Below are 26,226 nucleotides of genomic sequence, written 5' to 3'. Positions count from 1 at the left end.
AAAGATCTTAACAACTTAAAACTTATTGAACAAGAATATTTCAGATTGCTAGGCTGAATTTAACTTCTAGGAGAAAAGTGTGAAAGAAATATATGCAGATTTTGTCGTAATTGGATCTGGTCCTGCTGGACAAAAAGCAGCGATTCAAGCTTCAAAAATGGGTAAAAAAGTTGTTGTTATTGAAAAAGATTCTGTGTTGGGAGGCGCATCTTTAAACTCTGGCACAATTCCATCTAAATCTTTAAGAGAAGCTATTTTAGACCTTACAGACTTTTACAAAAGAAGTTTTTATGGGCAAAATTGTCCATTAAAGGAGGTTTCCATTAATGACTTAAATTATCGACTTACGTTTGTTTTAGAAGAACAAAGAAAGATTTTATTAAAACAATTTGAAAAAAATCATATTCAAGTCATTCATGGAACAGCTTGCTTTAAGGATATGCATTATGTCGATGTACTTAGTCTAGATAAAAAGATTTTATATAGAGTAGAAGGACAATATTTTTTGATAGCAACTGGTTCTAGACCACGTAATCCTAATGCTGTTCCCTTTGATAATCAAAAAATTTTAGATTCCACTCGATTGCTTTCTATTGAACATTTACCAAAAACTCTTCTTGTATTAGGAGGAGGGATTATTGGTTCTGAGTATGCTAGTTTTTTTGCTGCTTTAGGAACAAAAGTGACGGTTATCGATAAAAAAGCTCATCTCTTGCCTCTTTTAGACTCAGAAATAGGCTTGCATCTACAAAAATCTTTAAATGCAATTGGTCTTAAAATGTTAGGGAATAAAGAATTAGATACGATTGAGAAGAAAGATGATTTTGTAAAAGTCACTTTTAAAGATCAAACGCATGTACAAGCAGAGGTATTATTGTATGCCTTGGGAAGGAGTGCGAATGTGGAGCATTTGCATATTGAGAACCTGGGAATCTCTATTGATAAATTTGGCTATATTCCTGTTAATGCTCTTTTTCAAGTAAAAAAATCTGATCACACAACTCTGCGCAATATTTATGCTGTAGGAGACGTTATTGGAGGAGCAGCTCTTGCTTCTACTAGCATGGAGCAAGGTAGATTAGCGGCTCGAAATGCTTTTGGTGCAAAAACTCATCATTTTCCTGATTTCTACCCAATTGGTATTTATACAATTCCAGAAATTTCTTCATGTGGTTATACTGAAAATCAGCTTAAAGAACTTAATTTTAGATATGAGATTGGTAGAGCTTACTATTACGAAATTGCTAAAAATCAGATCATTGGAAATGATCCAGGTATGTTTAAAATTTTATTTCATGCAGATACATTAGAAATTTTAGGAATTCATATTATAGGTCGAGCGGCCACAGAGTTGATTCATATCGGGCAAGTAGCAATGAGCTTTAACGCAAAGATTGATTATTTTATCGATCAAGTGTTTAACTATCCGACTTATGCGGAAGGCTATCGCATTGCAGCTCTAAATGGTTTTAACAAGACCCAAGCACAAAAAGTAGGATATCATGGCAATTTACGATATTTCTGAAGTAACAAAAGTAGAATCTACAGAAGATTCCTCTTCAAGTAAGGAATTGTTTGAAAATATAGAAGAGTCTGTAGATAAGCCGCTTAAGCAAAAAGATCGTCTCTTTTCAGCGATTTTAGCGCGATTGTTTTTTGTGCTTTTGTTTTTGGGAGATTGTCTTTGGATTATTTATGCGCTTTTATTATTTATTATATCAGGAGTTGGCATGTTGCTTAGTTTAGGTAAGGTTAAAGGTTTCTTTAAGCTTAATGCGACAGCTCGGCTTACTATAAAAAGAGCTTTGGTTTGTGGGATTTCTTTGTTCATTGCCTTATTTAATCCTGCGTTTGGGATTATGATTGCTTGTACATATTTTTTAATGTATGATAAATCAGGAATTGAAGAAGTGATACCTTCTTCTCTGCGCTCACAATTTAGCGATTTTTTTCAAAAAAATAAGTGATAATTTCTAGTTGGTATTTCCTAGAGAGAAACCTAATAGCTATGGTAAAATAGGTTTAAATTTTTTTTATCGGAGAACTATTTTACCCATGACAAAAGGCTGTCCTCAAACGCGTTTAGCCATGCTTTGGACAAATCTTGCTAGTGAACCTCTTGTGTCATTATATACCCTATTGCCATTCATTTTGCGTAAAGAATATGTGGCAAATGTATTGCAGCTTTCTATTTTTCTTACCCTACGTCCTGTTCTATCCCTTCTTTCTTTTTGCTGGAGTGCTTATTTTAAAAAAGGGAGATCTCACTTAATAGCTAATTTAGTAGGTGCTTTCTTTTTAACCTATTTACCCTTTGTTTTTTTGCCTTGGATAGAAAATTTTTCTTTTTTTTTATTTGCCGCAGCTTCTTATCAATTATTCAGTAGAGCTGCTATTCCTTCCTTAATGGAAATCATTAAATGTAATATTCCTAAAAAACCAAGAGAGGATGCTTTTTCTCTCTATTACCTCTTCGGTTTTATAGAATCAGGTATTTTAGGGCTTTTATTTGCTCACCTTCTGCGCTCTCACATTATGGACTGGAAGACCCTATTTTCTTGTGCCTCGCTCATTGGACTAAGCAGCATTTTATTTTTTAGAAGAATTCCTGTGATAGAGGAAAAGGAAATGGAACAGTCCAATTCTATAAAGCCTTGGAAAGAAAGCTATTACTTGTTGCATAAACATAAGAATTTTCGCTACCTACAATGGATTTTTATGTTTGGAGGTAGCGCCTTAATGCTAATGGGACCTGCATTTTCTAGTTTTTATGTAGATACCTTATGTTTATCTTATACAAATATGGCAACAGCTCGCTTTGTTTTTATGGCTCTAGGTGTAGCAGGATCTACTTTTTTATGGAAAAAAGGATTGAGAGTGTGCAATTTTCTTAAGCTCAGCTTGTGGGTTCTGATTGGAATGGGAATTTTCCCTATTATGCTCCTTTTTGCTCAAATACATATTGCTTTTCTCTATTTAGGTTTTATGTTGTATGGGGTAGCTCAAGCAGGCAGTCATTTGACTTGGAACCTCTCTGGTACAATTTTTGCAGGAGAGCATGATAGTTCTCCTTTTACAAGGGTTAATATTTTATTAATTGGGATAAGAGGGATTGTTATGCCTTTATTAGGAGGGCTCTTATGTCAGCTTTTTGGCAGTGTATTCGTACTCGTTTTTGGTGGAAGCCTTTGTTTAATAGGTCTTTTATTTGTTGCAAAAATTGCAAAAATTAAAGTGACTACTTTGACTCACTTGCAAGATTTTTGAGCACGATGAATCCATTTTTATCCACGGTTAATGTAACTTTGGAATGACTAGGTATTTTTTCTTCTAAAATAGCATTAGAAAGCAGATTGACTACTTCTTTTTGAATTAAGCGTTTCAAAGGACGTGCTCCGTAAATAGGATCATAGCCTGTTTTAGCAAGTAGTGCTTTTATCTCATTTGTATAATCCAATTCTACTTCTTTTTCTGCTAAACGCTCTTTTACTTTTTGAAGTTGAAGCTCTACAATTTGTTCCATATCTTTTTCTTGCAGAGGTAAGAAGGGGAGTATTTCATCCAAGCGATTGAGAAACTCTGGGGGAAAGTGAGCCTTTAAAACAGGCTCTAATATTTGAAGAAGACCTTCTTTGGAAGGTTGTTTTGTTTGTGTTTGAAGATGTGTATTTAATATCTCGGACCCTAAGTTAGAAGTCATAATAAATAGTGCATTCTTACAATTTACTTTTCTGCCTTTGCTATCTGTAATATGGCCTTCATCAAAAACTTGTAATAATATGTTAAAGACCTCTCTATGTGCCTTTTCGATTTCATCAAATAAAACCACAGCATAGGGATGACGGCGCAACTTTTCGGTTAACTGTCCTCCTTCTTCATAACCGATATAGCCAGGAGGAGATCCAATTAATTTTGCTGTTGATTGCTTTTCCATGTACTCAGACATATCAAAGCGCAATAGCGCATCTGCTTGATCAAAGAGAATTTCAGCGAGTGCTTTAGCAAGCTCTGTTTTGCCTACTCCTGTTGGTCCCATAAATAAAAAAGCACCAATGGGCCTTTCAGGATCATTTAAACCAGACCTGGATCGACGAATGGCCTCACTAATTGCTTTTACTGCAAAAGATTGTCCTACAACTTTTTCATTAAGCAAAGTTTCTAGATGCAAAAGGCGCATCTTTTCTTCTCCTAGCATTCTTTGCACAGGAATACCTGTCCATTTAGCTACGATTTCTGTAATTAAAGGAGCATCTACCTCCTCTTGCAAAAGTCGATGTGGAAGTTCTTTCAAGCTCGATTGAGCTTGGTCTAATTCTTGTGTCATTTGTGGAATTAGACTATATTTTATCTCTGCAGCTTTATTGTAGTCGAACTTACGCTCTGCTTCTTGCTCTTGAAAGCGAAGATTTTCTAAAGCATTTTTCTTTTGTTTTACTTGTTCGATAAATTGCTTTTCTAAGTTCCATTCATTAGTTAAAAGGGAGAGTTCTTCTTTAATTTGCGCAATTAACTCTTGGATTTTTTTCCCCTCTGCTTGGGCAAGAGGGGAGTTTTCTCGTTTTAATCCTTCTTGTTTTACGATGAGAGAAGATAGCTCTCTTTCCTTAATATCTATCGGTAAAGGACAAGAGCTGATTTGCATACGGATCACACTGGCTGCTTCATCGATTAAATCGATAGCTTTATCAGGTAAATAGCGATCAGAAATATAACGAGCCGATAAAAACACAGCTGCATGTAGTGCTTCTTCTGTAATTCTAACCCCATGGTGAATTTCATAACGCTCACGCAATCCTCTTAAAATAGCAATGGCATCTTCTAATGAGGGCTCTTGAACAAGAATGGACTGGAAACGTCTTTCTAAAGCAGCATCTTTTTCGATATATTTTTTATATTCACTAAGAGTTGTAGCTCCAATACAATGCAGTGTTCCTCTTGCTAGAGCAGGTTTTAACAAATTGGCTGCATCCATTGCTCCTTCTGAAGCGCCTGCTCCAATCAGCGTATGCATTTCATCAATGAATAGAATGATTTGTCCTTCAGCTTCTTCCACTTTTTTTAAAATGCTTTTTAACCGCTCTTCAAATTCTCCGCGAAATTTAGTGCCTGCAATTAAGCTACCCATGTCTAAGGCAAAGAGTTCTCTGTTTTTCAAGACATCTGGAACGTCTCCTTGAACAATTCGTAGAGCTAATCCTTCTGCTATAGCGGTTTTCCCAACACCTGGCTCTCCAATCAATAAGGGGTTATTTTTCGTACGCCTACTCAGAACTTGCATAGTGCGTCTGATTTCTTCATCTCTGCCAATTACTGGATCTAATTTTCCTTCTTTAGCTAATTGAGTGAGGTTTTTGCAGTATTTTTCTAGTGCATTGTATTGATCTTCTGCTGTAGGAGAATCACTATGCATATTACCCCTTAAATTTTTGAGATAGTTTTCTAATTGTTCTAATGATAGCTTGGATGACTTTTTCCAGCTAGCAAAGGGTTCTTGGGTAGATTGCCAGAAAGCATAAAAAAAATGCTCACTGCTTATGTAGGAATCTCTCCACTTATCAGCAAGTTCTTGAGCGTTTTTCAGTGTTTTTTGTAATGAAGAGGAAAAAGAAGGTTCTGTGCCTGTTTTAGTAAACTTAGGGAGTTTGCTCAACACATCTTCCAGCTGACCAAGAAGTATTTTCGGGTTTAATTCCAAGGAAAGAGCAATAGAGTGAAAAAAACTCTCTATATTTTCAAAAAAAGAATATAATAAATGGTTTTCGGTAACCTCTGTATCTAAATGCTTTTGAGCATAACGAAGGGCTGTTTCAAAAGCTTGTTGAACCTTTTCTGTAAATTGGTTAGGCATTCTTAATGATCCTTAACTTAAAATTTCTGACTAATTTAAAGAAATAAACCAGTTTTTTTGTCAAATTTTATTTTTTTAAAACTAATTTATTAAATTCATTAGTTTTTCATATTAAAAAATGAAAATAATATGCCATAATGTTATTATGGTTTTTTATTTTAATACAATTACATCTAACTTCAATAGAACTAAGGCTGTTTTAGCCACAGGGGTAAATCAAAGCGGCTATCAAGTGCTAAGAGCTTGCAAGGCAACAGCTAAGATATCTGACCTGTGTTTAAAAAAAGTAGTAAAATCTCCTTTTTTAGTAAAGAATCTCTTTATAAAAAGAGTGATTGTAAACGATTCTCCACCTCTTACACAACAAGAAGTTATAGTAGAACCTCTTAAAGGCCCTAATCCTTTGATGGAGGATATCTATCTTAAAGAGATAGTCATGCTTTATAAGCAACTGAATAGTAAAGTAGGTGGTTTAGTAGAAAGAGTAGTAGATCAAGCAGGCCGGTTTTTGGAAAAAATGACCCATCGAAAACTCTCTATAGAAGCACTTCCTTCTTTAGATCGAGTAGATTTTGGAAAATTAATAGATCCTTCATTGCAAATGACACAAAAATTCTTTCCTCAAGAATTCTTAAATCTTACTAATAGAAATAAAGGTGAAAGAAGGGTTACAGAAAAACTAGAATCTCTGTTGGCATGCTTACAACATTTTGAGATTCCTCATTTTAAGCTGTCTAAAACTTTTACTCCATCAGATGTAGAAAGCATGACAAAGCAGCTAAAACTTATTGATAAGGGAGTGCGGGCGTTTATAGTAAGAAAAATAGATTTGTCAGGGGATGAATGTTGTATGTTGGTAAACGCGCGTGAATCTATAAATGAGCTGCAAAGTCTTTTAAAAGAATATCAAAAAGATGTAAATAAACCTATAGACGAAGAGGATAGGGTTTTTGCTAAAGATACAATCAAAAACAATCCTTTAGTGACTAAAGTAGTTTCTCCTACAATCATAACATTAGGGTCGGTAGCCACTCCATTGATAACCATTGATGGTGTGCCTTATTTAATGAGTTCATTGAAAAGTATGATAAGTTTTTCCCAAGAAAATGTGCTTTTTTCGCAAAATGCAACAATAGCAACAGCTTCTTATGCTTTAGCGGCTAACTGTGCTGAAGAAGAACAAGAGGAACATTCATTATTGCATATGATTATAATCAATAGCTTGCTTAACCAAGTTGCTGTAAGCACTTTTGCTTATATAGGAGCTCATATGTGTGGAAGCAAAATAAAAGTAAAAGAATTTATACAGCAAAGAATTTCTAGCGTGTTAGTATATAAAACATGTAATAGCGGTTTAGAGTATTTAGGGGCTCTTTTTTGGCCAAGTAAAGCTATTTCTGCAATTGTAAGCAGTTTGGCAAATCGTATACTTCATTAATTAAAATCTTATTTAAATTCTTCTTGATAAGGCATAGTGTTCTTTCTTACAGGTTCTTTTGGTTTTAGCATAGGATTGGAGCTGCTTTTTCTAGCTCTTACACTCATTTGAGTCCTCGTGTTTTTCAATAAGAATGGATAGGTGGGATTTGTGCTTTTTTCTATTTGTAAAGGAAAGGGAGTAATCCAAACTGCAGAAATGTCAACATCCTGAGGATGTATTTCCCAAATAGAGCCATCAGAAAGTTCTAATTTTTGTCCATTGTCTATGTTAATCGATAGAGAAAGAGGTTCTTTGTCTTGAGAGCTATGCTCTTCCTTAACTATAAAATGATCATTTAACCAAGATTCTAGAGCCAGTTTTTGTTTGCGGTTCAGCTTTGTTACACCGGTTTTACGCTGATCTTCTGGATTCATAGCCTTATCTAATATGATATTTGCACATAATAAACAAGGAATGCACACTAAACTGCTTAGAAGAAAAAAATACATAAAACCTCTCTTGTTTTTAGCTTTTCTTGTTTGTACCTTATTTTAAGAGGATTTTTCAACAAAAATTTATTCGATTCATAAAGAAGATGAGTAAACTATTAAGTCAAAGTTATTTTAGAATCTTATAGACTTAAAATATGTTTACATCATATAAATTTTTTTCTTTAAAATAACTAGAGTGTAAAGTATGCGTTATCAATCTTTCGATTCCACTAGATTTTCTGATTTTTTACCAGATCATGCGACCTTAGAAAAGTCTTATTTGGGCTTAAAAACATATCAGTGTCCTTCCATCTCTTTTAGACGAGTATCCACTGCTTTTAGAAACTTTCAAAAGTCAATAAGAAGTGCAATTACTCCTTCTGAGTACAAAATTTTTTGCGTTACGAGCAAAGAGATCTCTTTGGATCTGACAAAAAGACTACAAGAGTTTGAACAAGAGATTTATTATTCTTATAGTGATCAGTGCTTTAAAATTGAACATGGAAAAGGTAATGCAAAGGGATATTGTGGTTTTTTTGATATGTTGAGTGAATCCAACTCCGTCTATTTTTATATTGCACAATGCAAAAAAGATAAAAAGATTACAAAAATAGTCAAGGGAGAGGAGAGAGTTTTTTTCAGAAAAAAAGGAGAAATTGCAGCAGTAGGCTGTTGTGTATTAAGAACATTAAAGACACATAATGGGAATCCAATCAAGGCTTGGTATGTTTGCGATTTAAAAGTAGGAGAAAATCATAGAGGAGAACACCTTCCCACAGCTCTTATAAAAAAAGGGGCTTGGCGGATTTTACAGTGTAAAAGAGGTTTTGGGGTGTGTATGGATGAACTAGATGGAAAAATGTCTAAATCTGCTCGAATTAGCGTGCAACGCAGTTTTTTTTCAGGTTTATTGGAAACGACACATTTTAATCAGTATAAATTAAGTGCACAACAAGTTCAAGATCATTACAAAGTTATACAAGAAAAATTCTGTGAAAACAGACTTATGAAAAAAGAATATTTAAGTTTTGTGTCTAACAAAGGATTAAAAGATTATCAAGTAATGAATAGAAAAACAGGGGAGAGTAAACCCATGAAACTTCTACATGCAAAGCCAAGTTTTAAAGAGCAAAACATGCCACAAAAAGGTTATAATCATGTATTTTCTACTGTAAAAGGCTCCTCTTTAGATACTGCTTTGCAAAAAATAGCCACGCCTTCTTTAACCGGTCGATTTGTTAGCTTTGGTATGAAAGAAATAGATTTTAACCAGATAACTTCAGCGGAGATTTAACTTTTAGCACGGACAGAGAAAATATAAATTCTTATCAAGTAAGACAGCCTCATTTTTTTATGTGTCTTTTCCTTACACAAATACCTTGGTTTTTACAGAATATTCAGATTTCAAAATGATGAGTTTTTGCATTCGATGATCCAAATATTGAAAACCCAAATGATTTGTTGTAATAAAAGTTTTAGTATTGTTTTATATTACTTGTTTTTTTCTTATTCTTATTTGAATTCCATTTTTAAATAGAATTTAATCTAAAAAATCTATGTAATGACTAACTGAATTAACTAATAAGAGAGCAAACATGGCTTGTGTATTAGATAATGAAATGGAATTTAATGGTTTTTGCCATATAATGGCCAAGAGCAATTGGTCATCAGTATATAATTATATAACAGCTATTTTTAAAAACTCTGTGAGTTACAAAAATAAATGCAATAAGGTAATCAAGGCTTCTCTTTTAACAGTAAAGGAGACTCCTTTATATATGCCATTTGTAAACAGAATAACTCAACTTGTTCTACGTATTTTATCTCCTGAATTAACCGGAGAATTTGTAGAATCTCCTTCTTATTTTGGAGAAGAAGAACTAAAGATTAGATGTAGTACAGAGAATCTTGATAACTGGGCTAAAGAAATGAACTTGGATAAAGATGTAAACGTTACGAAGAAAAAGTTGATTGGTCTTTAAATTTCTATAGAGGATCAGGGCAGAGTCGCTTTAAGTGAACGTGTAATTCTTTAAGCACTTTAGGACGATGATCTCTCTCTTGAGTAAGTCTGTTGGCTTGATGCCAATATTTCCAAGCTCGATTAAAATCAAGACGTTGTAGGGATAGAATGGTTAAATAATAAGCAACGGTGGCATTAGTGGAATCTAATGCATAATAGGTCTCTAATGTTTGCATAGCCTCCATCGAACGATTAAGTTGTAGCCAGGTGGTAGCTAATTGAAAAATTCCAGCGCGGTATTTAGGGAAACGCTTTAGCACTTCTTTTAATGTTTTTTGTTTGTATATGATGGAATCTCTGGTTTCATCAACGCTTAAAAATACAGCGCGAATGCCTTCTATATCTACTCTTTTTTTTAGATAATCTTCTGGAATTGTTTCAGATGATACAGATTCTTCAAAAGTCAGATTTCGAATTTCTTGCAATATTTTTTTCCCCTGAGCTTTTTCTCCTATCAATAGATAGTTGATTGCTAAAAACATTTTAAGTAGGGGGTCTTGAGGTAAAAATAATTGAGCTTTTTTATATAGGTTTATGGCTTGTTGGTAGTCATCTTTTTGCCAGAATACAGACGCTTGGTTGATAAAAGCTAAACCGATAACTTCTTTAATCGTGCGTTTTTGTAAGCTACGGGTATTAATTCCTAGATAGTCCTCGGAAGGCAGATCAATGCCTCTAGAAGTTGTTTCAATATTAATCGCACGTTCTTTATCAGAATAGCTTAGATAGATATGGCCAGGTGGAGTGATAATGTCTAAATTGAGATCCAATCTTTGGGCTAAACATAAATAGAGGATAGAAACTCCTAAGCATACTCCTTGGCGATTATCTAGCACAGAAGGTAGAAAAGTATATAGATCGATATCGTGTGCATATAAAGAATGAGGAGGGAAACGAAATTGCATTTGTTGGAAGATAAAGTCATTTAATGCACGGATCTTTTCTAGATCAGAAGAATTGAAAGAGAGGTGTGTTAAAATCTGAAGAGCCATTAGGTCTAACATGGTTTCATATTGTTTAATATACTCCAGATCTTCTGTATCTGATTGAAAAAGCAACAATGCTCGTGCAAGGTCGATTTCTTCTGAAGGGGTTTTAAGAACATCTTCCCTGCTGGTAAAAGACATCCCCTTTTTTTTACGATTTGCTAAATTATGAGCAATGGTTTGGATCAGTTGGAGTTGTTCTTGGTTGAGCATTACTTTTGGTTCAAAGGATTGTCTGGTAATAAGAGAGATAATTTCCTTTAGATCAAAGGTAGGTAATGGCGTATTTTGTTGATGAAGCATTCCTTGGCTTAAGAGCTGCCAAGCGCGCTTAAGCGCTGCTTGTCCCTCTTTGGAATCTGGATAGAGCTCATAAAAAGCTACATGCTGCATGACAGATTTAGGATCTAGGCTATTATATAGTGCTTTAAGTTGATTGGTATGTCCATAGCAACCGATGATAAGAAAAAACAACAAAAGGATTTTCATAGAACCTCCGTGGGAGGAATTGCAGAGAATGCTAAATTTTGCAAGATAAAGCTAAGTCCTTGATGGGAGATTAGTGTCTCTACAGAAGGGCGAAAGCGAAAGGTCCAGTTTGTTGATAATATTTTGCCAGGGACATTGATGCGGTCCTCTAGAGGATTATCCCAACTTAAACCAGGAAATAGACTTAAATACTCTTGTAGTAAATTGATATGAAATAGGCTAGGAGTGTGATGACTGTCCCATAAGATCTCTAAGCGTTGCTTTTGTGATAATAAAGGGGAATACGTCCAGTTTTTTGTAGCTGCAAAGAGTTTTGCTTCTTCAGGGCACTCTTGCCACCATAATGTGAGCGTTTCTGAATCATGAGTAGAGACCGTGGTTAAACTAATCGGGGTATAGTCTTCAAAGGGGATAAAGCTGCCATTTTCTTCCCATTTTCTTTCCCAACGAAGGACTTTAGTACCGCAAATGCCCAATTCTTTTAAGCAAGGACGTATAAAACTAGCTACAACTCCTAAGTCCTCTGCAATAGGGAGCATTGTCGTATTTGAAATAAGGGTTTTGAGCATTTCTTGTCCTTGTATGGAAGCTTGCGCTTCATTTGCAGGAATAAAATAACCCTCTTGAGCTGGATGGTTTAAAGGAATAGCCCAAATGCGAAAAAATCCTAAAACATGGTCAATACGGAAAATATCAAAAAAATTCTCCGTAAACTTCAAACGTTTGATCCACCAATCAAACTGGTTCTTGCGCAGTGCATCCCAACGAAAAAGAGGAAATCCCCAATATTGCCCATCTGGATTAAATATGTCAGGGGGAGCCCCTGCTGCAAAATTCAAATCAAAATATTCTGGATATTGCCATACGTCGACGCTTTCTTTGCTAATTAAAATAGGAATATCTCCCATCAATAAAACATGACATTCATCTGCATGGGCTTTTACTTTTTTTAATTGCTCGTAACAGAGAAACTGTAGAAGGCTGTAAAAAAGTATTTCCACACTGTGTTTAGCAAGTAATTCTTCTCGTTTTTCTTTAGATAGAAATTGCAATTCTTGTGGCCAAGTAACACAAGGGGTATTGCCTAGTTGATCTTTTAAGACCTTAAATAGAGCATAAGATTGTACCCAATGATTTTCATTGCAAAATTGCAAGAATGCAGGACTGTTTGTAATTTCATCTCCCACCGCATCAAAATAAGCGCGTAACCAAAGTAGTTTATGAGCTAATACATCTGCATGAGATATCTTAGGGCTTAAATTAAACTTATGAAAATCATTGAGCTTTTCTTTGAGATCTGAGATTTTTTCCATAAGAGGAAGGGCATACAAGGAAAGATAGATAAAGCTCAAAGCGCAGGAGGAATTAGGGTTATAGGGACTAGGATCATTGTCCGTAGTATTTAAAGGAAGTAATTGAATTACATCGAACTTCATCTGTTTACACCAATCAATAATAGGAATTAGGTCAAAAAATTCACCAATTCCACAGCTTTGTGCACTGTGCAAAGCAGAAAGGGGTAAATTGATTCCATGGTGATGTTTAACAGCAATTTTTTCCCATTGTTTAGCTGTAATAGAAGAGAGAGGATTCATAATTTTTTAAGGTTTTATGTCAAAGGGGCTTATTGGTTTTTGTAGAGGTTCGGGGCAAAGGTTACTAGTCTGGCCTGTTGCAATAGCTTGTTTCCAGGTTTGAGCTTTTGCCATAAATAGATGAAGAAAATCTAAAACCTCTCTTGCTGTTAAAGAAGGGAAATTAAGGTTAGCAAATAAAACCAATTGATTATTGCGCTCAGAAAACCCAAGTATTCCTTGTGTATTAAGATCTGCATTGGTTTTCAGTGCATCTCTTAAGACATTTTCACGAAATTTTCCAGGAGGGATTTCAGATAGAAAACAAAAGAAGAGGAGTTTTTCTCTGTTAGAGTCAGGCTCTAACTGTATATGCAGGGCATCATCTATATTGAGTTTACAGGCTCCTCGTTTGTCAGGAGAGAGATGTGTATCCAATAATAAGCTTAGATCATTTAATAATTGAGCAAATGGATCCATCATGATTCTTTTTCTCCTTCATCATCTTCTAACAGATCATACAGATCTTCTAATCCTTCGACCATAGCATTGCTAAGCTCTTGTCTATGCTGATTGGATCTGTATAGTCTTCCACTCGTTTCTCTTAGAGCTCTGTGATACAAAGAGAGAAGGGTAATGTCTCCTGTAATAGCTAACATCCATTTTTTGAGATATTGCTGAAGAATTTTATCTCCCGAAGGATAACGATCTTGCAGAATCTCCATAAATTGTTTGGCTAGTTCTTCAAAAGTTAGTAAATCCGATAGAGTGAGCCCTTGGCGTTTAAATTCAGAAGCAATGAAAGCCATACGAGATTCAAAAAACTGGAAAATCCCCAAAATGGCTTGTAATTTACGCGCTTCCGTGAGTAAATTATGCAGTTCTCCACGATCAATGGAAGAGCCTTTTGCTTTTAGATCGCTGCCTAATGAATGGAGGATAAAAGCAATGACCAATTTCATTTTATCATATTTAAACATGGATAAAAGCGTATTAAAAAGCGTATTGCAATCTCTGGGATTCCCTGTGATTTCTCGGTATAGAGCACGCAGACCGATCGAGGTTTCTAGGCCTTGAATAGAGAATTCTTGTACCTGCGCTGCTATGTTTTTCCCAGCTTTAATTTCTCGACTGTAAAAATGATTTAATTGTTCTCTAGCAAGTGCTGCTTGTTTAGACAATTCTCCTGTAGATGTTCGAAGGACGAAATCCAAAGCTTCATCAGCTAGGAAATGATCGGGGTAAATTTCTGCAACTTTTCTCTGTATATCCTCAGCAGTATCTTCTTCTTGTAGTCTTGAGCGCAAAAGTCTAAGAGCTCTTGCTTGCAGTTCTGGATTTCTTTGCTGAAATTCCTCGCTGATCTCTTCGATTTGCTCTATTTCTCTAACCTGTTCTTTTTTTTCTGAACGCTCTTCTTTAGGAGATTTTCTTAATCTTGTTTCTAAACTTTCTGCTTTTCTCATAAAACCAGGTAGAAAAGCACCTTCTTCTGTCCATTCTTGTAAATCTTCACTAGCTTCTTGTATAACAGCTGCTTTCTGATTAGCCATTTCAACTTCAGCTGCTTTTTGCGCTTTAGCAGCATCGCTACGAGAAACACCATCAATATGATTTGGATCTGCCATAAATGATCTCTTCTATGAAAGTTGAATCCGACCCAAAGGTTGGATACGGATTTCAGGTACAATTTCTTGATAGGAAATGACTGCCATGTCGGGAAATTCTCCTTCGATTAATTTGCGCACAAATCTTCTTACATCAATGGCAGTGAGTAATACAGGAGGTTGTCCTCCTACAGGAACCGGGGTAATTATATTGCGCATCGCTTGTAAAATTAGCTGTACGGAATCAGGATCGAGTGCTAAGTAAGATCCTGCTGAGGTTTGTTTGATGGCTCCTCTCACTAGATCCTCAATTTCTGGATCTAATGAGTAAACAGATAGAATGGACTGTCCTTGAGAGTATTTGAAACTGATATAACGCTTTAAAGAAGATCTAACGTATTCAGTCAGCAAAACAGTGTCTTTTTCTGATTGGGCCCATTCTGCTAAGGCTTCTAAAATAGTACGTAAATCGCGGATGGAAATCTGTTCTTGAATCAAGCGCTTAAAAATTTCAGTCAACTTTTGCAGAGGAACCAAACGTGTTACTTCTTTAACTAGATCGGGATAAGATTTTTCAATAAACTCTAAAATGCCACGCATCTCTTGGATTCCTAAAAAGTCTGCTGCGTGCTGGCGATAAAAATAAGAAAGATGCAAGATCATCACATCTAAGGGTCTCCAAAATTTAATACCCGCCTTTTTTAAGACTTCTTGGTAGCGGTTTTCGATCCAAACAGACGGTTGCCCAATCGAGTTTTTCGTAGTGCTAAAGGCAATATTATAACGGCGCAGTGTTTCTGGGTTTTCCGTTGTTAAAAGAGCATTTTCAACAATTTTACCTCTGACGGTTGGCACCTCATTTAAATAGATAGCGTATTCATCAGATTCTAAAATAGGAGAATCAGTACGTACGTGTACTCCGGGGAAACGCACCCCTAGGTCTTGATAAAGAGCAAGACGCATTTTAGGAACCATATCCTCTACAAAAGTAGAGCCTTGTTTTTCTTTACGAATCACAGTAGAGAGAGATTTACCTACTTCTAGAACAATAGGAAGAGTTAATGCATAATCATCTGTCCCTCCTCGGATCATAGAGTGTCCTTCTATATCGGTATCCATCTTTGCTGTAGAAATACCGCCTTGCGCTTTAACTAGGGCTTTATTAGCATTATACCATATCACAAAGCCAACTGTACCCAAAGCAATAGAAATTACGATAAAAATAAGAGTTGGAAAGCCTTTAATCAACCCCATTAAAAAAATAACGATAGCCGCAATCATAATGGCTTTAGGCTGACCTAAAAGCTGTGAGGAGATTTCTTTTCCTAAGTGAGAGTCCTTTTTTTCTGAAGAAACACGAGTTGTCACAATACCCGCTGTTAAAGAGATAAGCAACGAGGGAATTTGTGCGATTAAACCACCACCTATAGAAAGAAGAGTATAGGTTTTAGCTGCTTGAAGAGCTGTCATATTGCGCATAGCAACTCCGATAATCAAGCCTCCAATGATGTTAATTAATGCAATGACAATCCCTGCAATGACATCCCCTTTAACGAATTTCATCGCACCGTCCATAGCTCCATACATCTGACTTTCTTTAGAAATGGCTAAACGCAACTCTCTTGCTTGATTGGCATCAATGACACCGCTTCTCATATCTGCATCAATGCTCATTTGTTTTCCAGGCATCGCATCTAAAGTAAATCTAGCAGCAACTTCAGCGACTCTTTCAGCTCCTTTGGTTACAACGATGAACTGCACAATGGTAATAATTAAGAAAACAATTCCTCCAACGACGAAGTTTCCTCCAACGACGAAGTTTCCAAAAGTGTAAATAATGTGTCCTGCATATCCATGGAGCAAAATCTGTTTGGTTGCAGAGATCTCTATTCCTAAACGAAATAAGGTAGTGATCAGCAACAAAGAAGGGAAGATCGAAAGATTAACAGCTTTAGGGATGTAGAGAGCTACCATTAACACAGAGATAGAAACAGCTAAATTGATAGCAATTAAGTTATCTAGCATGTTTGGAGAAACAGGAATAATAATCACCATGATTAACATGATGATGAAAAGAGCTAAAATAATATCACTGGATGAATTAATGATATTTAAAGCTCTTTGACTACTTAAGGCGCGTGTGATTCTATTTAGCAAATCTTTCATGTAAATAACTCCATTCCCGATGTCTCTAATGATTCCAGTCCTTCTAGCCACCTTAGGATTTCTGCTACAGCTTGATAGGTCTCTTCAGGTATATAATCACCAATTGATCCTTTTTCAAAAAGGGTTTGTGCTAAAGGTACATTCCGCATAATAGGGATATTATTTGCTTGAGCTACTTTAATAATCTGATCAGCTATTAGACCCTTGCCCATTGTGATAATTCTAGGGGCAGGCTCTAGAGAAGGATCTTCTTCTGATTTATAATCAATGGCCACTGCAATATGTATAGGATTAGTAATAATCGCTCTCGCTTTTTTAGCAGAAGGTGGTCCTTCTTGGTAAGCAATTTCCTGTGCGGTTTGCCTTCTTCTACTTTTAATATGAGGATCTCCTTCTGTGTCTTTATATTCCTGACGAATCTCAAATTTTTCCATCATCATTTCTTTAGCAAAGGTTCTTTTTTGAAAAGCGAGGTCAAATATAGCAATTGCTAGAAAAAAGATCCCTATGCGAATAATTACCTTATTGAGAAAATTCGTAAAGACTAAAGCACTTGCTTCTACAGGAAGTGCAGCAGTAGATACAATATCTGGTAGAATATTCCAAACCACCGAGTAGATAATAATTAAAGCTCCTAGGATTTTTAAAATAGACTTAGTAAGTTCTACGAGTGTTTTTAACTTAAAAAGGTTTTTAAGATTGGTAACAGGATTTAATCGTTTAATATCCGGTTTCATTGCTTGAGAAGCAAACATGGGTCCAATAATCAAAAAGTTCACTAAAACACCGGTACAAACAGTTATAATTATAATAGGGACACTTGTTTGAAAGATCACTAAGATGGCTTGTTTAATAATTCCTGGAGCTCGATTGGGTAAATCGATTTGAGTTTTAGAAAGATTAAACATAGAAATCATGTAATCTGCAAGCAGTCTAAAGAGATATGTAGCGCTTATAATGGTGGCCGCTATGGATACTACAAAGGTAAAGGCAGCAGGGAAGTCTTGAGACTTGGAAACCTGTCCTTTTTTACGCGCGTCTCGCAATTTCTTTTGCGTCGCCTTTTCTGTTTTTTCGGCCATGAGAAAAAAATCCTGTAAAACTTCTTAAAAGTTTTGTAATCGAAGTGCATCTATACTGGCAATATCTCTTAGCGTCAAGAAAAAAAACTAGATAGCATGTTGAACGCAGAATAAGCTTACATCCAGTCCCCCATAGCTAAGCCGCCAACGCTTTAAAATTCGCATCCCGTTTCTTTCTAACTGCGCGCCTTTATCAGAAGGGTAGAGTAGATAAGCAAAAGGGGTAGCTAGACAATGAGTTTTAAGAAATTGATTAAAACAAGCAATTAAATCATTAGATTGCATCATTCTTTTACCAAATGGTGGATCTGTTACAATTAAGGTAGGAAGGCAAGAAGGTTTGAACTTAGCTATCTCTGACCTGCAAACAACCACTTGTTTACTAAAACCTGTCTTTTGTAGATGCCTTTGGCTTAAAGCTACCATGTTTGGATCTTTATCTGCTCCAGTAGCACAAATAGAAGAACAAAGTATACGCTTAGCATCCCAGCTTTGTTTTATTTCCAACCATCGCTTTTGATCAAAGTCTGGATGGGATAAGAATCCCCATTCTTTCCGGAAGTAGCCAGCTGGTGTATTTGTTGCTATACAAGCAGCTTCAATTAATAATGTTCCTGCTCCACAAAAGGAGTCACAGAGAACTTCTCTTGCTGTAAAGCCTGATAGTTTAAGCAACGTAGCAGCTAGTGTTTCAGGGATTGTAGCAATGCCACTCTCTTGCTTCCAACCTCGCTTATAAAGGGGGACTCCAGAAGTGTCTAAATTAATGGTAGCACGCCCTTTATAGATAAATAAGTTCAATTGCACATCTGGCTTCTTAGTATCAACAGATGGCCTCTTTTCGTATTTTTCCCAAAAGTGATCACAAATAGCATCTTTGAGCACTTGTGTTGCAAACAAGCTATTGCGCAAATTAGGATGAGAGACATTGGCGTCAATGGCAAATGTTTTTTGCAACGTTAAAAAGGCATCCCAATTTATAGTTCGAGATTCTTGGTATAAATCCTCTTTATGACGGCAGTTAAACTGTGCAATAGGCCATAGCACTCGATTAGCTAGCCTGCTCAAATAGTTTACCAAGTACACATTATCCATTGTTTTTGGAACAAAAATGCCATAATGACCGATACGAACATCGGATACACCCAATTCTTCGATCTCTTTTGCTAGTAGTTCTTGCGTGCAATGTGCGGAAGAAATAAACAGTAAATCGAACATGAAATCCTTTAATTATGAAAAAAAATCATTACATCGCCATCTTGGACAATGTAGTCTTTACCTTCAGAACGAACGCGACCTGCCTCTTTAGCTCCCATTCTTCCTTGGTATTTGACCATATCTTCAAAAGAGACCACCTCAGCGCGAATAAAGCCTTTTTGCAGGTCGTTATGGATTTCTCCTGCAGCCTCTGGAGCTTTAGTTCCTTTTTTAATAGGCCAAGCTCTAGTTTCTATTTTTCCGGTAGTAAGGTAAGTGATGAGTCCTAGACTATCAAATGAAGCTTTTATCAAACGATTTAAGCCTGTTTTCTTAATACCTAAATCTTCCAAAAAGTCTAAAGCATCTTTATCGCTTAACTGAGCTATTTCTTCTTCTATTTTTGCACAAATAGGTACAACGATATTTCCCTCTTTTTCTGCATAAGCACGTACTTTTTCTACGTATTGATTATTCATACCTGGCAAGTCACTTTCGGAAACATTTGTTACATACACTACTTTTTTATTAGTAAGAAAAGGATAATTCTTCAACAAGACACACTCTTCTTGAGTAAGGGCTAAAGTGCGTAAGGGATGATTTTGATTAAGATGGTCGCGTGCTTTTCTTAAACAAACAACTGTATTTTGAAGCTCTTTTTTCCCCTTAACCTGTTTTTCTACCTTAGCAAGAATATTTTCTATCATCTGTAGATCGGATAAAATCAATTCTAAATGAATCACTTCGATATCATTTATAGGATCGATTTTCCCAGCTACATGAATCACATCATCATTCTCAAAACAGCGGACCACATGAATAATGATATCACTTTCTCGAATATTAGCTAGAAATTGGTTACCTAGGCCCTCTCCTTGAGAAGCACCTTTTACTAATCCTGCAATATCTACATAGGTCACAGCTGGGTAGACCAATTTTTCACTTTTAGAGATCTTGGATAACTCTTGTAATCGAGGATCGTAAACCTCAACAATACCTACATTAGGATCAATCGTGCAAAAAGGAAAATTTGCCGCTGCCGCAGCTTTTTTTGTTAATGCATTCCATAAAGTGGATTTACCCACATTTGGTAAACCAACGATTCCACAGGAAAGTTCTCGCATCTTATACCCAGTTTGAAATAGAAAGAGAATAATAGAATATTCTTTCTCTATTGACAAGAGAAAGGATATATTTCTAATTAAAAATAATTGGAAATTAAAATTGATTTTATTAAGATAAAATGTATAATTAACATTAACAACCAATTAATTCATAAAAATTATTAATAATAAAAACGTAAATTTTTTATTAAAAAAATAAACTCCCATTCTTTTTACAATATTTTATTAGGAGCGTTTATGGCCTGTTCAGTAGCATCTACAGCATCTATGGTTATTCCCTTGAATACACAATCCCATGAGGTTTTTGAGAATAAAAGTTCTGAACTTGTGCAACCAGGAGAAACTCTTACAGAAATTTTATTGGATTCTAAGAGTCTTCCATCTTCTGTTGTTATTTCTAACTATAAAGATTTAAAATCCAGGCTTGTTACTGTTTTAAGTAATACTGCTTGTAATGTAGCTGTTATAGAGGCAACAAGGTTTTTAGCTATTATTGGACTGGTTTGCTCTGCTGTTTCCTCGGTATTATTGCCAGCGTTAGGTTTTGCAGCTATAGCAGTTGGCGCTTGTGTACTAAAAAATAGAGCTATCCAATTAGATGAAAAAAACTTGGGAATTTCAGATATTCAAGAAGTTACTAATCAAACTTTGAGTAGATCTCCATCAATCAGATCGCAAATGAACCAAGCAATTAGTAATAGATCAGAAAGAGCTTCCCTAAATCCAATATCTGAAGAAGCTCTTCGGGAAGTAAATGTTGCTCCGGATATAAAAGAAGCTTTTTTAGATTCTTTAGGAGATAGAAAAAATTTTAGTATGAAAGAAGCGATAGAAAAACGCTATGACTTATTGACGATTTGTTACTCTTATTTGCACGGAAAAACAGGGGAGATGCCTCAAACTTTAAGCAAAGGTTCTATAAAAAATCATAAGACACAAACATATTTTGAAAAAAAGTTTAAGGATTGTCTTGCTAAAGTAAGTCGAGAATTTAAAGACTCTATATCATCAGATGGTAAAGGAAATGTAATACTAAATGTTAATAATACACAAAACTCTCTAAAAGAAGCCAATCCTTCTTTAATTATGAAAATTGTAAAAGAGCTGCATCAAGAAATAAGCCAAGAGGGGTACAAACAAGGCAAGAGTGATCTAGGAAAAAATCACGCTACAAATGCAGATCATGCCAAAGAGTATATTGGTCAATTAGAAAAGTATGAACTCTTACAAAAATTGCATTTTGCAGAAGATGTAAATAAGACAAATACATAAAAATATTTTCTAATCTTAATAAAAAGAAATTATCTGAAATATAATTTCCTTTTTATTAAGTTTCATTATCATTCTAAATGACTATAGTAGTACGTACTAATGATTCCTATTTTTATAAATAGGATTATTATTAATTATATTTTAATTAAAGGTCTGTATGGCAGCAATTAGTTTTATCCCAGGGAAATATGAGTTATCTCCTGCGGAAAATGGGGCATTTGTATTGACACCTCTATTAGTGAATAATCAGGAATCTTTTCTACCATTGTCTCAACAACCAAGTAATCGACAATTTCCTATTATTCGAAAACCCAGCATTCATTGTTATACTTCTACTCTAGGATTAGTGGGAGGTATCGGATTTATTGTATCCTGCGTTTGGTCGATACTGCTTCCTGCTATTGGATCTGTAGGAGTTGTGACTTTTGCTTATTTAATAGATAGAAAAATTACTCTTTTATATGCAAAAGAGTTGTCTTCAGAAGCAGCTAAATCTCAAGATCTTTTTACGCAGAAGATAGGAAATAGAGCAGGTTCAGAGAACTTATTAGATAGCCCCATTGATATAGATAGTTTACCACCACCAATGCTTCCTATGCCTGATGTTACAAACCCAATTACGCATTTGACTAATGAAAATAATAAGCCAAATATTTTACCACCACCACCACCACCACTGCCACCTAATTCAAGAAGTTTATTAGGTAAGTCTGTTAATACAGGTAATTTACCATCATTAAAACCATCACTTCTATCAAATGATACTTTAGGAAAAATTAATCCGCTAGGGACTAGAGGTAAATTACTAGAAGAAATTTGTAGAGGGAAAAATCTAAAGCTTAATATTGAAAATGCAGAGAGAAAAATTAAGAAATATCCTGAAGAATATCCTTCAAGTCTATTGCTTAAAGAACTTAAAGCCACTTATGAAAGAGCTCTAGCTCTTGGCAAAGTAGAATCCCTTAGTAAAACATACTTTAAAGATAAAGTTGATAACTTCGAAAAGAACTTTGCTATATTAGAGCAAAAAGAAAGCCAAACTACTGAAGAGATGGAAGGCATTTGTAAAAAAGCGAGTTATTTAGACTCTCTTTTAAAAAACATGCAGTGGGTAAAATCTTTATTGGATATTTTATCTGGACGTAGAGATCTTTCCGAAAAAACTCGAAAGCATTGTTCTGAAAAATTAAAAAGCATAGATAGGCATATAGAAAAACTACAAAGGTGCAATGAAAAAAAATTAGAGGAACCTGAAAATACAGCAGAAACTCCTGGAGAAATACTTTTTAAAGCAGTCAATGAAAAGTTCTCACCTCAGCAAAGTAGTAACGAGATAAAAACTCCAGAGCAAAAACTCAAGGAAAGAAATATAGCTGTGCATGGTGATGGGACTTCAGATAATTCTGATGCAGAAGCTAGTGATGATGACTGGTGTGATTAAGTTTATAAACTAGTTTTCTGTAGATAATCAAACCAGTTATAACCCTTTTCAAATAGACGTTCTCCGTCACAGCAATGGGTGAGCTGAAAGTGACCGCTTTTTGTTCTGTTAAGCTGAGATAGATGTGCTCCTGATCCAAGAAGGGTGCCTATATCGTGTGCTAAAGAGCGGATATAGGTACCTTTGGAACAATCTACTTTTAATTGTATATAAGGGTAGATGTAGGAAATAAGTTCTATTTTAATGGTAACCTTAATGGCGGCTCGTGGGATGATGATGCCTTTGCGTGCTAAATCATAGAGTTTTTTGCCTTGTACTTTTTTTGCAGAGAACATAGGAGGGATTTGATCGATTGTTCCTTGAAACTCTAAAAGAGCTTTTTCTATTTGTGATTCGGCAGGGATGAGAGGGGATTGGGCTGTAATTTGCCCATCCAAATCGTAGCTATCTGTAGTGATACCCAGATGAAGCGTGGCTAGGTATTGTTTATCTTGGTTTAAAAAAGAAGAACTTAATTTAGTATAGGGCTTACCGATGAGCAGAATCATTACACCACTGGCAAAAGGATCTAATGTCCCCGCATGACCAATCGTTTTAATATTTGTTAACTTACGCAGACTAGATACCAAATTAAAAGAGGTTTTGCCAATAGGTTTATTAACTGGCAAAATACCCTCAAAACTAGGCATTAATTTTTACGGGATTTTTGTTCTTCTCTAATCTGTCCCAATACGGCATCAATACGCGCGTGCTTATCCACAGAGGTATCTAGTTTAAAGGTAAGATTGGGAAAATAGCGCATAACTACTTTCTTAGAAGAATGAATCGCAATAAAGCCCGCAGCAGATTGCAAGGCTTTAATGGTCTCTTCTTTTACTTTTTGATCTCCAATTACACTGATATGCACTTTAGCATGATGAAGATCGCTGGTGATTTCTACTTGGGTTACAGAAACAAATTGGTTAACATGTGGGTTATCCACATCTTTACGAATTACTTCTGAAATAACCTCTTTTAGCAAAGAATTTAGTCTTGCAACTCGATTTTTTACCATATTATAGCTCTTGGTCTAAGTAAGTTATTTCGTAAGCTTGGAATATATCACCTACTTTAATGTCATTATTGTTTGGTAATACAATTCCACATTCATATCCTTTAGAAACCTCACGCACATCTTCTTTTACTCTTTTAAGAGATTGCATGGATCCTTTCCAAATTGCCTGCCCATCTCGGAGTAAACGTATTTGAGAAGAGCGTTTAATAGTTCCATCTGTTACCATACAACCAGCAATGATACCTAAATGAGAGGATTTAAATATTGCTTTTACCTCTGCTGAACCCACATCGTTCTCTTGAGGAATTTTATCTAACATGCTCCGCATTAAAGCTCTTACTTCATCAACTGCATGATAGATAATATCATAGAGTTTAACCGTTACTTTTAAGGTTTTGATTAAGTTCTCTGCATGACTTTCAACTTGACTATGAAAACCGATAATCATCGCTTTTGTATTTTGCGCTAGTTGCACGTCTGATTCAGAAACCTCTCCAACAGCCGCGGAGATAATATTTAATTCAATTTTTTTAGACTGAATTTTTAGCAAAGAGTTTTTTAATGCTTCAACGGAGCCTTGTACGTCAGCACGTAAAATGAGATTAAGAACTTTCTTTTGCACTGAATTATCTAAAAAATTCTCTAAGGCAACTCGTTTTGGTTGTTGCATCATATTATGATGGCGTTGACCTTCAGAGCGTTTTTGAGCAATTTCAATAGCTTCTTTTTCATTCTTAACAACAATAAATTCACTGCCGGCTTCTGGTAGTCCAGAAAGACCTGTAATTTTTACAGGAGAAGAGGGGCCTGCTATTATAATTTCTTTTTTGAGTTCATTATGCATGGTTTTAACTCTTGCATAATGTTGGGCAAATACAATAGCATCACCTAGATTTAAAGTACCATTTTGCACAAGAACAGTAGCAACTGGTCCCAATCCTTTGTGCATTTCTGATTCAATCACAGTTCCTCGAGCTCTAGATTTAGGATTGGCTTTTAGTTCAAGAATCTCTGCTTGAAGAGCTAACATTTCAAGCATTTCTTTGATTCCTTGCTTTGTCACGGCTGAACAATTTACAGTAATGACCTGTCCACCCCAAGCTTCTGGTAACAAATCTTTATCTGCTAATTGACGATAAACGTTATCTGCATCAAAATTTGGCTTATCGCATTTATTGATGGCTACTAAAATAGGAACATCAGCTGCCTTGGCTTGATCAATAGCTTCTAACGTTTGAGCTTTTATTCCTTCATCACCTGCAATGACAAGAACGACGATATCTGTTACATCTGCTCCTCTAGCACGCATAGAGGAAAAGGCTTCATGACCCGGTGTGTCTAAGATTGTGATGTCGCCTGATTCTGTATGACACTTAAATGCCCCGATATGTTGGGTAATATCACCCGCTTCTGAGGATACAATATTTGATTTACGAATGGCATCGATTAAACTGGTTTTACCATGATCTACATGTCCCATAAAGGCAATTACAGGAGGACGAATGATCAATTCATCTGTTTGGCTAGCTTGAATTTCTTGTTTAATAGTCTTATCAGTAATGCGAAGTCGATCTTCTTCTGTTGTATCAATGGTAATTTCACAGTCAAAATCATGTCCTAACAATTGAATGGTGGTTTCATCGTCTAAATAGTCGTTTAAAGTGAGCATAACCCCTTTCATAAACAATTTAGCAACGAGTTGAGATGCTTTAAGCTTCATTTCAGAAGCAAGGTCTTTTATAGTAATAGGCAGATGAATCTTTAATTCTTTAGGCCTAATAATAACCTCTTCTTTCTTATGAGAACGTATTTTATGATGAGGTCGTCTTCTTCTCCAACCTTGATCATCTAAATCATCACGTAGTCCTTTTCTATCACGGGCATCAAATGTTTTTTGCATCGATTTTTTTACAGGTCGTATTTCATGAACTGCTTTAGAACGTTGATTTTTATCTTCTGATTCACGTGGTGTTGGTTTAAAAGAGTCTTTTTTAGATACATCAGAAACCTTCGGAGCAGACACATCTTTAGATAAAGGAGGTCTTTTTATAGCACTTGGATATCCAGTTCGAGCAGAGTAGGAGGGTCTAGAAGAAGAAGGAACATTAGGTCTTGTATCTTGTTTGAAAGAAGGGCGTTGGGGAGGAAAATTTGTTCTAAATGGTTGCGGTTTATGACGATGTTCTGATTTAGTTGTTGAACGAGCAGGTTCTGTTTTTATGACAGGAGGCTTTTGCTGAATAGGTGCTTCTTTTGGGGGCTGCTTAGCAGGAATAGGCGCTAAAGAAGGGGAAGAGGTCGCTTCTACGGTGGAAGTAGGAGATAATTCAACCGATGAGGGTTCTTTTTTTTCTTCTTTTTTTCGGACCACAGGTTTTTTTTCTCGAGTGAGCTTAAGAGCTTCTGCAAGTTGTGCGTTTTTTATATTTATTTTTAAATTCTTGGCCAACTC

At 35.6% G+C, this 26,226-nt stretch carries 21 protein-coding genes; 8 read left to right on the top strand and 13 right to left on the bottom strand.

Annotation, left to right across the window (positions count from 1 at the left end; all coding sequences use genetic code 11):
- The first annotated feature begins 79 nt into the window (after positions 1-79).
- The 3 genes from sthA (at position 80) to RHAB15C_RS04980 (ending at position 3,267) form a co-directional block, all read left to right on the top strand.
- Positions 80-1,525: a Si-specific NAD(P)(+) transhydrogenase gene (gene sthA, locus RHAB15C_RS04990; RefSeq protein ID WP_194844832.1), complete on the top strand. Its 1,446-nt coding sequence runs from the start codon at positions 80-82 to the stop codon at positions 1,523-1,525.
- Positions 1,503-1,967, top strand: a complete 465-nt coding sequence (locus RHAB15C_RS04985; RefSeq protein WP_194844833.1) for a hypothetical protein — start codon at positions 1,503-1,505, stop codon at positions 1,965-1,967. The genes sthA and RHAB15C_RS04985 overlap by 23 nt, the downstream gene beginning before the upstream one ends.
- Positions 1,968-2,055: 88 nt before the next feature.
- Positions 2,056-3,267 (top strand): MFS transporter, encoded by a 1,212-nt coding sequence (locus RHAB15C_RS04980; protein ID WP_194844834.1) that lies wholly within the window; start codon positions 2,056-2,058, stop codon positions 3,265-3,267.
- Here the strand turns inward: RHAB15C_RS04980 and RHAB15C_RS04975 are convergent.
- Positions 3,239-5,848: an ATP-dependent Clp protease ATP-binding subunit gene (locus RHAB15C_RS04975; protein ID WP_194844835.1), complete on the bottom strand. Its 2,610-nt coding sequence runs from the start codon at positions 5,846-5,848 to the stop codon at positions 3,239-3,241. The genes RHAB15C_RS04980 and RHAB15C_RS04975 overlap by 29 nt on opposite strands.
- Positions 5,849-5,993: 145 nt before the next feature.
- On the opposite strand from RHAB15C_RS04975, the gene RHAB15C_RS04970 reads away from it, so the two are divergent.
- Positions 5,994-7,286, top strand: coding sequence for a hypothetical protein (locus RHAB15C_RS04970; protein WP_220716029.1), 1,293 nt, complete (start codon positions 5,994-5,996; stop codon positions 7,284-7,286).
- Between the two features lie 8 nt (positions 7,287-7,294).
- On the opposite strand, the gene RHAB15C_RS04965 is transcribed toward RHAB15C_RS04970, so the two are convergent.
- Positions 7,295-7,777, bottom strand: a complete 483-nt coding sequence (locus RHAB15C_RS04965) for a hypothetical protein (RefSeq protein ID WP_194844837.1) — start codon at positions 7,775-7,777, stop codon at positions 7,295-7,297.
- Positions 7,778-7,964: 187 nt separating this feature from the next.
- Here RHAB15C_RS04965 and RHAB15C_RS04960 point away from each other — a divergent pair, with 187 nt between their 5' ends.
- Together RHAB15C_RS04960 and RHAB15C_RS04955 are read left to right on the top strand one after the other, a co-directional pair.
- Positions 7,965-9,053: a hypothetical protein gene (locus RHAB15C_RS04960; protein WP_194844838.1), complete on the top strand. Its 1,089-nt coding sequence runs from the start codon at positions 7,965-7,967 to the stop codon at positions 9,051-9,053.
- Between the two features lie 301 nt (positions 9,054-9,354).
- On the top strand, positions 9,355-9,741 hold the full coding sequence (locus tag RHAB15C_RS04955; protein WP_194844839.1) for a hypothetical protein: 387 nt from the start codon (positions 9,355-9,357) through the stop codon (positions 9,739-9,741).
- Positions 9,742-9,745: 4 nt separating this feature from the next.
- Here the strand turns inward: RHAB15C_RS04955 and RHAB15C_RS04950 are convergent, their stop codons facing one another.
- From RHAB15C_RS04950 to ychF, 8 genes are all read right to left on the bottom strand, one after another.
- A complete protein-coding gene (locus RHAB15C_RS04950) occupies positions 9,746-11,257 on the bottom strand; it encodes a transglutaminase family protein (RefSeq protein ID WP_194844840.1) in 1,512 nt (503 codons plus the stop codon).
- Positions 11,254-12,852, bottom strand: a complete 1,599-nt coding sequence (locus RHAB15C_RS04945; protein ID WP_194844841.1) for a 4-alpha-glucanotransferase — start codon at positions 12,850-12,852, stop codon at positions 11,254-11,256. Before RHAB15C_RS04945 ends, RHAB15C_RS04950 begins: the two co-directional genes overlap by 4 nt.
- A gap of 6 nt (positions 12,853-12,858) precedes the next feature.
- Complete coding sequence (locus RHAB15C_RS04940) at positions 12,859-13,314, bottom strand: CesT family type III secretion system chaperone (RefSeq protein WP_194844842.1); 456 nt, start codon at positions 13,312-13,314, stop codon at positions 12,859-12,861.
- On the bottom strand, positions 13,311-14,459 hold the full coding sequence (locus RHAB15C_RS04935) for an HrpJ domain-containing protein (RefSeq protein WP_194844843.1): 1,149 nt from the start codon (positions 14,457-14,459) through the stop codon (positions 13,311-13,313). Before RHAB15C_RS04935 ends, RHAB15C_RS04940 begins: the two co-directional genes overlap by 4 nt.
- 12 nt (positions 14,460-14,471) lie before the next feature.
- On the bottom strand, positions 14,472-16,604 hold the full coding sequence (sctV, locus tag RHAB15C_RS04930; RefSeq protein WP_194844844.1) for a type III secretion system export apparatus subunit SctV: 2,133 nt from the start codon (positions 16,602-16,604) through the stop codon (positions 14,472-14,474).
- The gene (gene sctU, locus RHAB15C_RS04925) at positions 16,601-17,686 is read right to left on the bottom strand and encodes a type III secretion system export apparatus subunit SctU (protein ID WP_194844845.1); all 1,086 of its coding nucleotides are present in this window, start codon (positions 17,684-17,686) and stop codon (positions 16,601-16,603) included. The genes sctV and sctU overlap by 4 nt, the downstream gene beginning before the upstream one ends.
- A gap of 87 nt (positions 17,687-17,773) precedes the next feature.
- Positions 17,774-18,904 carry a THUMP domain-containing class I SAM-dependent RNA methyltransferase gene (locus RHAB15C_RS04920; protein WP_194844846.1) on the bottom strand — a complete coding sequence of 377 codons (1,131 nt, stop codon included), beginning with the start codon at positions 18,902-18,904 and terminating at the stop codon, positions 17,774-17,776.
- Positions 18,905-18,912: 8 nt separating this feature from the next.
- Positions 18,913-20,007, bottom strand: coding sequence for a redox-regulated ATPase YchF (gene ychF, locus RHAB15C_RS04915; RefSeq protein ID WP_194844847.1), 1,095 nt, complete (start codon positions 20,005-20,007; stop codon positions 18,913-18,915).
- 237 nt (positions 20,008-20,244) lie between these two features.
- Here ychF and RHAB15C_RS04910 point away from each other — a divergent pair, with 237 nt between their 5' ends.
- The gene (locus tag RHAB15C_RS04910) at positions 20,245-21,279 is read left to right on the top strand and encodes a hypothetical protein (protein ID WP_194844848.1); all 1,035 of its coding nucleotides are present in this window, start codon (positions 20,245-20,247) and stop codon (positions 21,277-21,279) included.
- A gap of 157 nt (positions 21,280-21,436) precedes the next feature.
- Positions 21,437-22,720, top strand: coding sequence for a hypothetical protein (locus tag RHAB15C_RS04905; protein WP_194844849.1), 1,284 nt, complete (start codon positions 21,437-21,439; stop codon positions 22,718-22,720).
- Between the two features lie 2 nt (positions 22,721-22,722).
- Here the strand turns inward: RHAB15C_RS04905 and truB are convergent, their stop codons facing one another.
- From truB to infB, 3 genes are read right to left on the bottom strand one after another with little or no spacing between them, the layout of a single operon-like run.
- On the bottom strand, positions 22,723-23,409 hold the full coding sequence (gene truB, locus RHAB15C_RS04900) for a tRNA pseudouridine(55) synthase TruB (protein ID WP_194844850.1): 687 nt from the start codon (positions 23,407-23,409) through the stop codon (positions 22,723-22,725).
- Complete coding sequence (rbfA, locus tag RHAB15C_RS04895; protein WP_194844851.1) at positions 23,409-23,774, bottom strand: 30S ribosome-binding factor RbfA; 366 nt, start codon at positions 23,772-23,774, stop codon at positions 23,409-23,411. Before rbfA ends, truB begins: the two co-directional genes overlap by 1 nt.
- A gap of 1 nt (position 23,775) precedes the next feature.
- Positions 23,776-26,223: a translation initiation factor IF-2 gene (gene infB, locus RHAB15C_RS04890; protein ID WP_194844852.1), complete on the bottom strand. Its 2,448-nt coding sequence runs from the start codon at positions 26,221-26,223 to the stop codon at positions 23,776-23,778.
- Between the last annotated feature and the right edge of the window lie 3 nt (positions 26,224-26,226).

Source organism: Candidatus Rhabdochlamydia porcellionis (assembly GCF_015356815.2).
Classification (GTDB): Bacteria; Chlamydiota; Chlamydiia; order Chlamydiales; family Rhabdochlamydiaceae; genus Rhabdochlamydia; species Rhabdochlamydia porcellionis.
This window is presented reverse-complemented; position numbering and strand designations above follow the sequence as displayed.

What these genes read in the sequence shown, in the direction of transcription:
- RHAB15C_RS04985 (WP_194844833.1), top strand. Translation starts at nt 1,503, where the DNA reads ATGGCAATTTACGATATTTCTGAAGTAACAAAAGTAGAATCTACAGAA.
- RHAB15C_RS04980 (WP_194844834.1), top strand. Translation starts at nt 2,056, where the DNA reads ATGACAAAAGGCTGTCCTCAAACGCGTTTAGCCATGCTTTGGACAAAT.
- RHAB15C_RS04975 (WP_194844835.1), bottom strand. Translation starts at nt 5,848, where the DNA reads ATGCCTAACCAATTTACAGAAAAGGTTCAACAAGCTTTTGAAACAGCC.
- RHAB15C_RS04970 (WP_220716029.1), top strand. Translation starts at nt 5,994, where the DNA reads ATGGTTTTTTATTTTAATACAATTACATCTAACTTCAATAGAACTAAG.
- RHAB15C_RS04965 (WP_194844837.1), bottom strand. Translation starts at nt 7,777, where the DNA reads ATGTATTTTTTTCTTCTAAGCAGTTTAGTGTGCATTCCTTGTTTATTA.
- RHAB15C_RS04960 (WP_194844838.1), top strand. Translation starts at nt 7,965, where the DNA reads ATGCGTTATCAATCTTTCGATTCCACTAGATTTTCTGATTTTTTACCA.
- RHAB15C_RS04955 (WP_194844839.1), top strand. Translation starts at nt 9,355, where the DNA reads ATGGCTTGTGTATTAGATAATGAAATGGAATTTAATGGTTTTTGCCAT.
- RHAB15C_RS04950 (WP_194844840.1), bottom strand. Translation starts at nt 11,257, where the DNA reads ATGAAAATCCTTTTGTTGTTTTTTCTTATCATCGGTTGCTATGGACAT.
- RHAB15C_RS04945 (WP_194844841.1), bottom strand. Translation starts at nt 12,852, where the DNA reads ATGAATCCTCTCTCTTCTATTACAGCTAAACAATGGGAAAAAATTGCT.
- RHAB15C_RS04940 (WP_194844842.1), bottom strand. Translation starts at nt 13,314, where the DNA reads ATGATGGATCCATTTGCTCAATTATTAAATGATCTAAGCTTATTATTG.
- RHAB15C_RS04935 (WP_194844843.1), bottom strand. Translation starts at nt 14,459, where the DNA reads ATGGCAGATCCAAATCATATTGATGGTGTTTCTCGTAGCGATGCTGCT.
- sctV (WP_194844844.1), bottom strand. Translation starts at nt 16,604, where the DNA reads ATGAAAGATTTGCTAAATAGAATCACACGCGCCTTAAGTAGTCAAAGA.
- sctU (WP_194844845.1), bottom strand. Translation starts at nt 17,686, where the DNA reads ATGGCCGAAAAAACAGAAAAGGCGACGCAAAAGAAATTGCGAGACGCG.
- RHAB15C_RS04920 (WP_194844846.1), bottom strand. Translation starts at nt 18,904, where the DNA reads ATGTTCGATTTACTGTTTATTTCTTCCGCACATTGCACGCAAGAACTA.
- ychF (WP_194844847.1), bottom strand. Translation starts at nt 20,007, where the DNA reads ATGCGAGAACTTTCCTGTGGAATCGTTGGTTTACCAAATGTGGGTAAA.
- RHAB15C_RS04910 (WP_194844848.1), top strand. Translation starts at nt 20,245, where the DNA reads ATGGCCTGTTCAGTAGCATCTACAGCATCTATGGTTATTCCCTTGAAT.
- RHAB15C_RS04905 (WP_194844849.1), top strand. Translation starts at nt 21,437, where the DNA reads ATGGCAGCAATTAGTTTTATCCCAGGGAAATATGAGTTATCTCCTGCG.
- truB (WP_194844850.1), bottom strand. Translation starts at nt 23,409, where the DNA reads ATGCCTAGTTTTGAGGGTATTTTGCCAGTTAATAAACCTATTGGCAAA.
- rbfA (WP_194844851.1), bottom strand. Translation starts at nt 23,774, where the DNA reads ATGGTAAAAAATCGAGTTGCAAGACTAAATTCTTTGCTAAAAGAGGTT.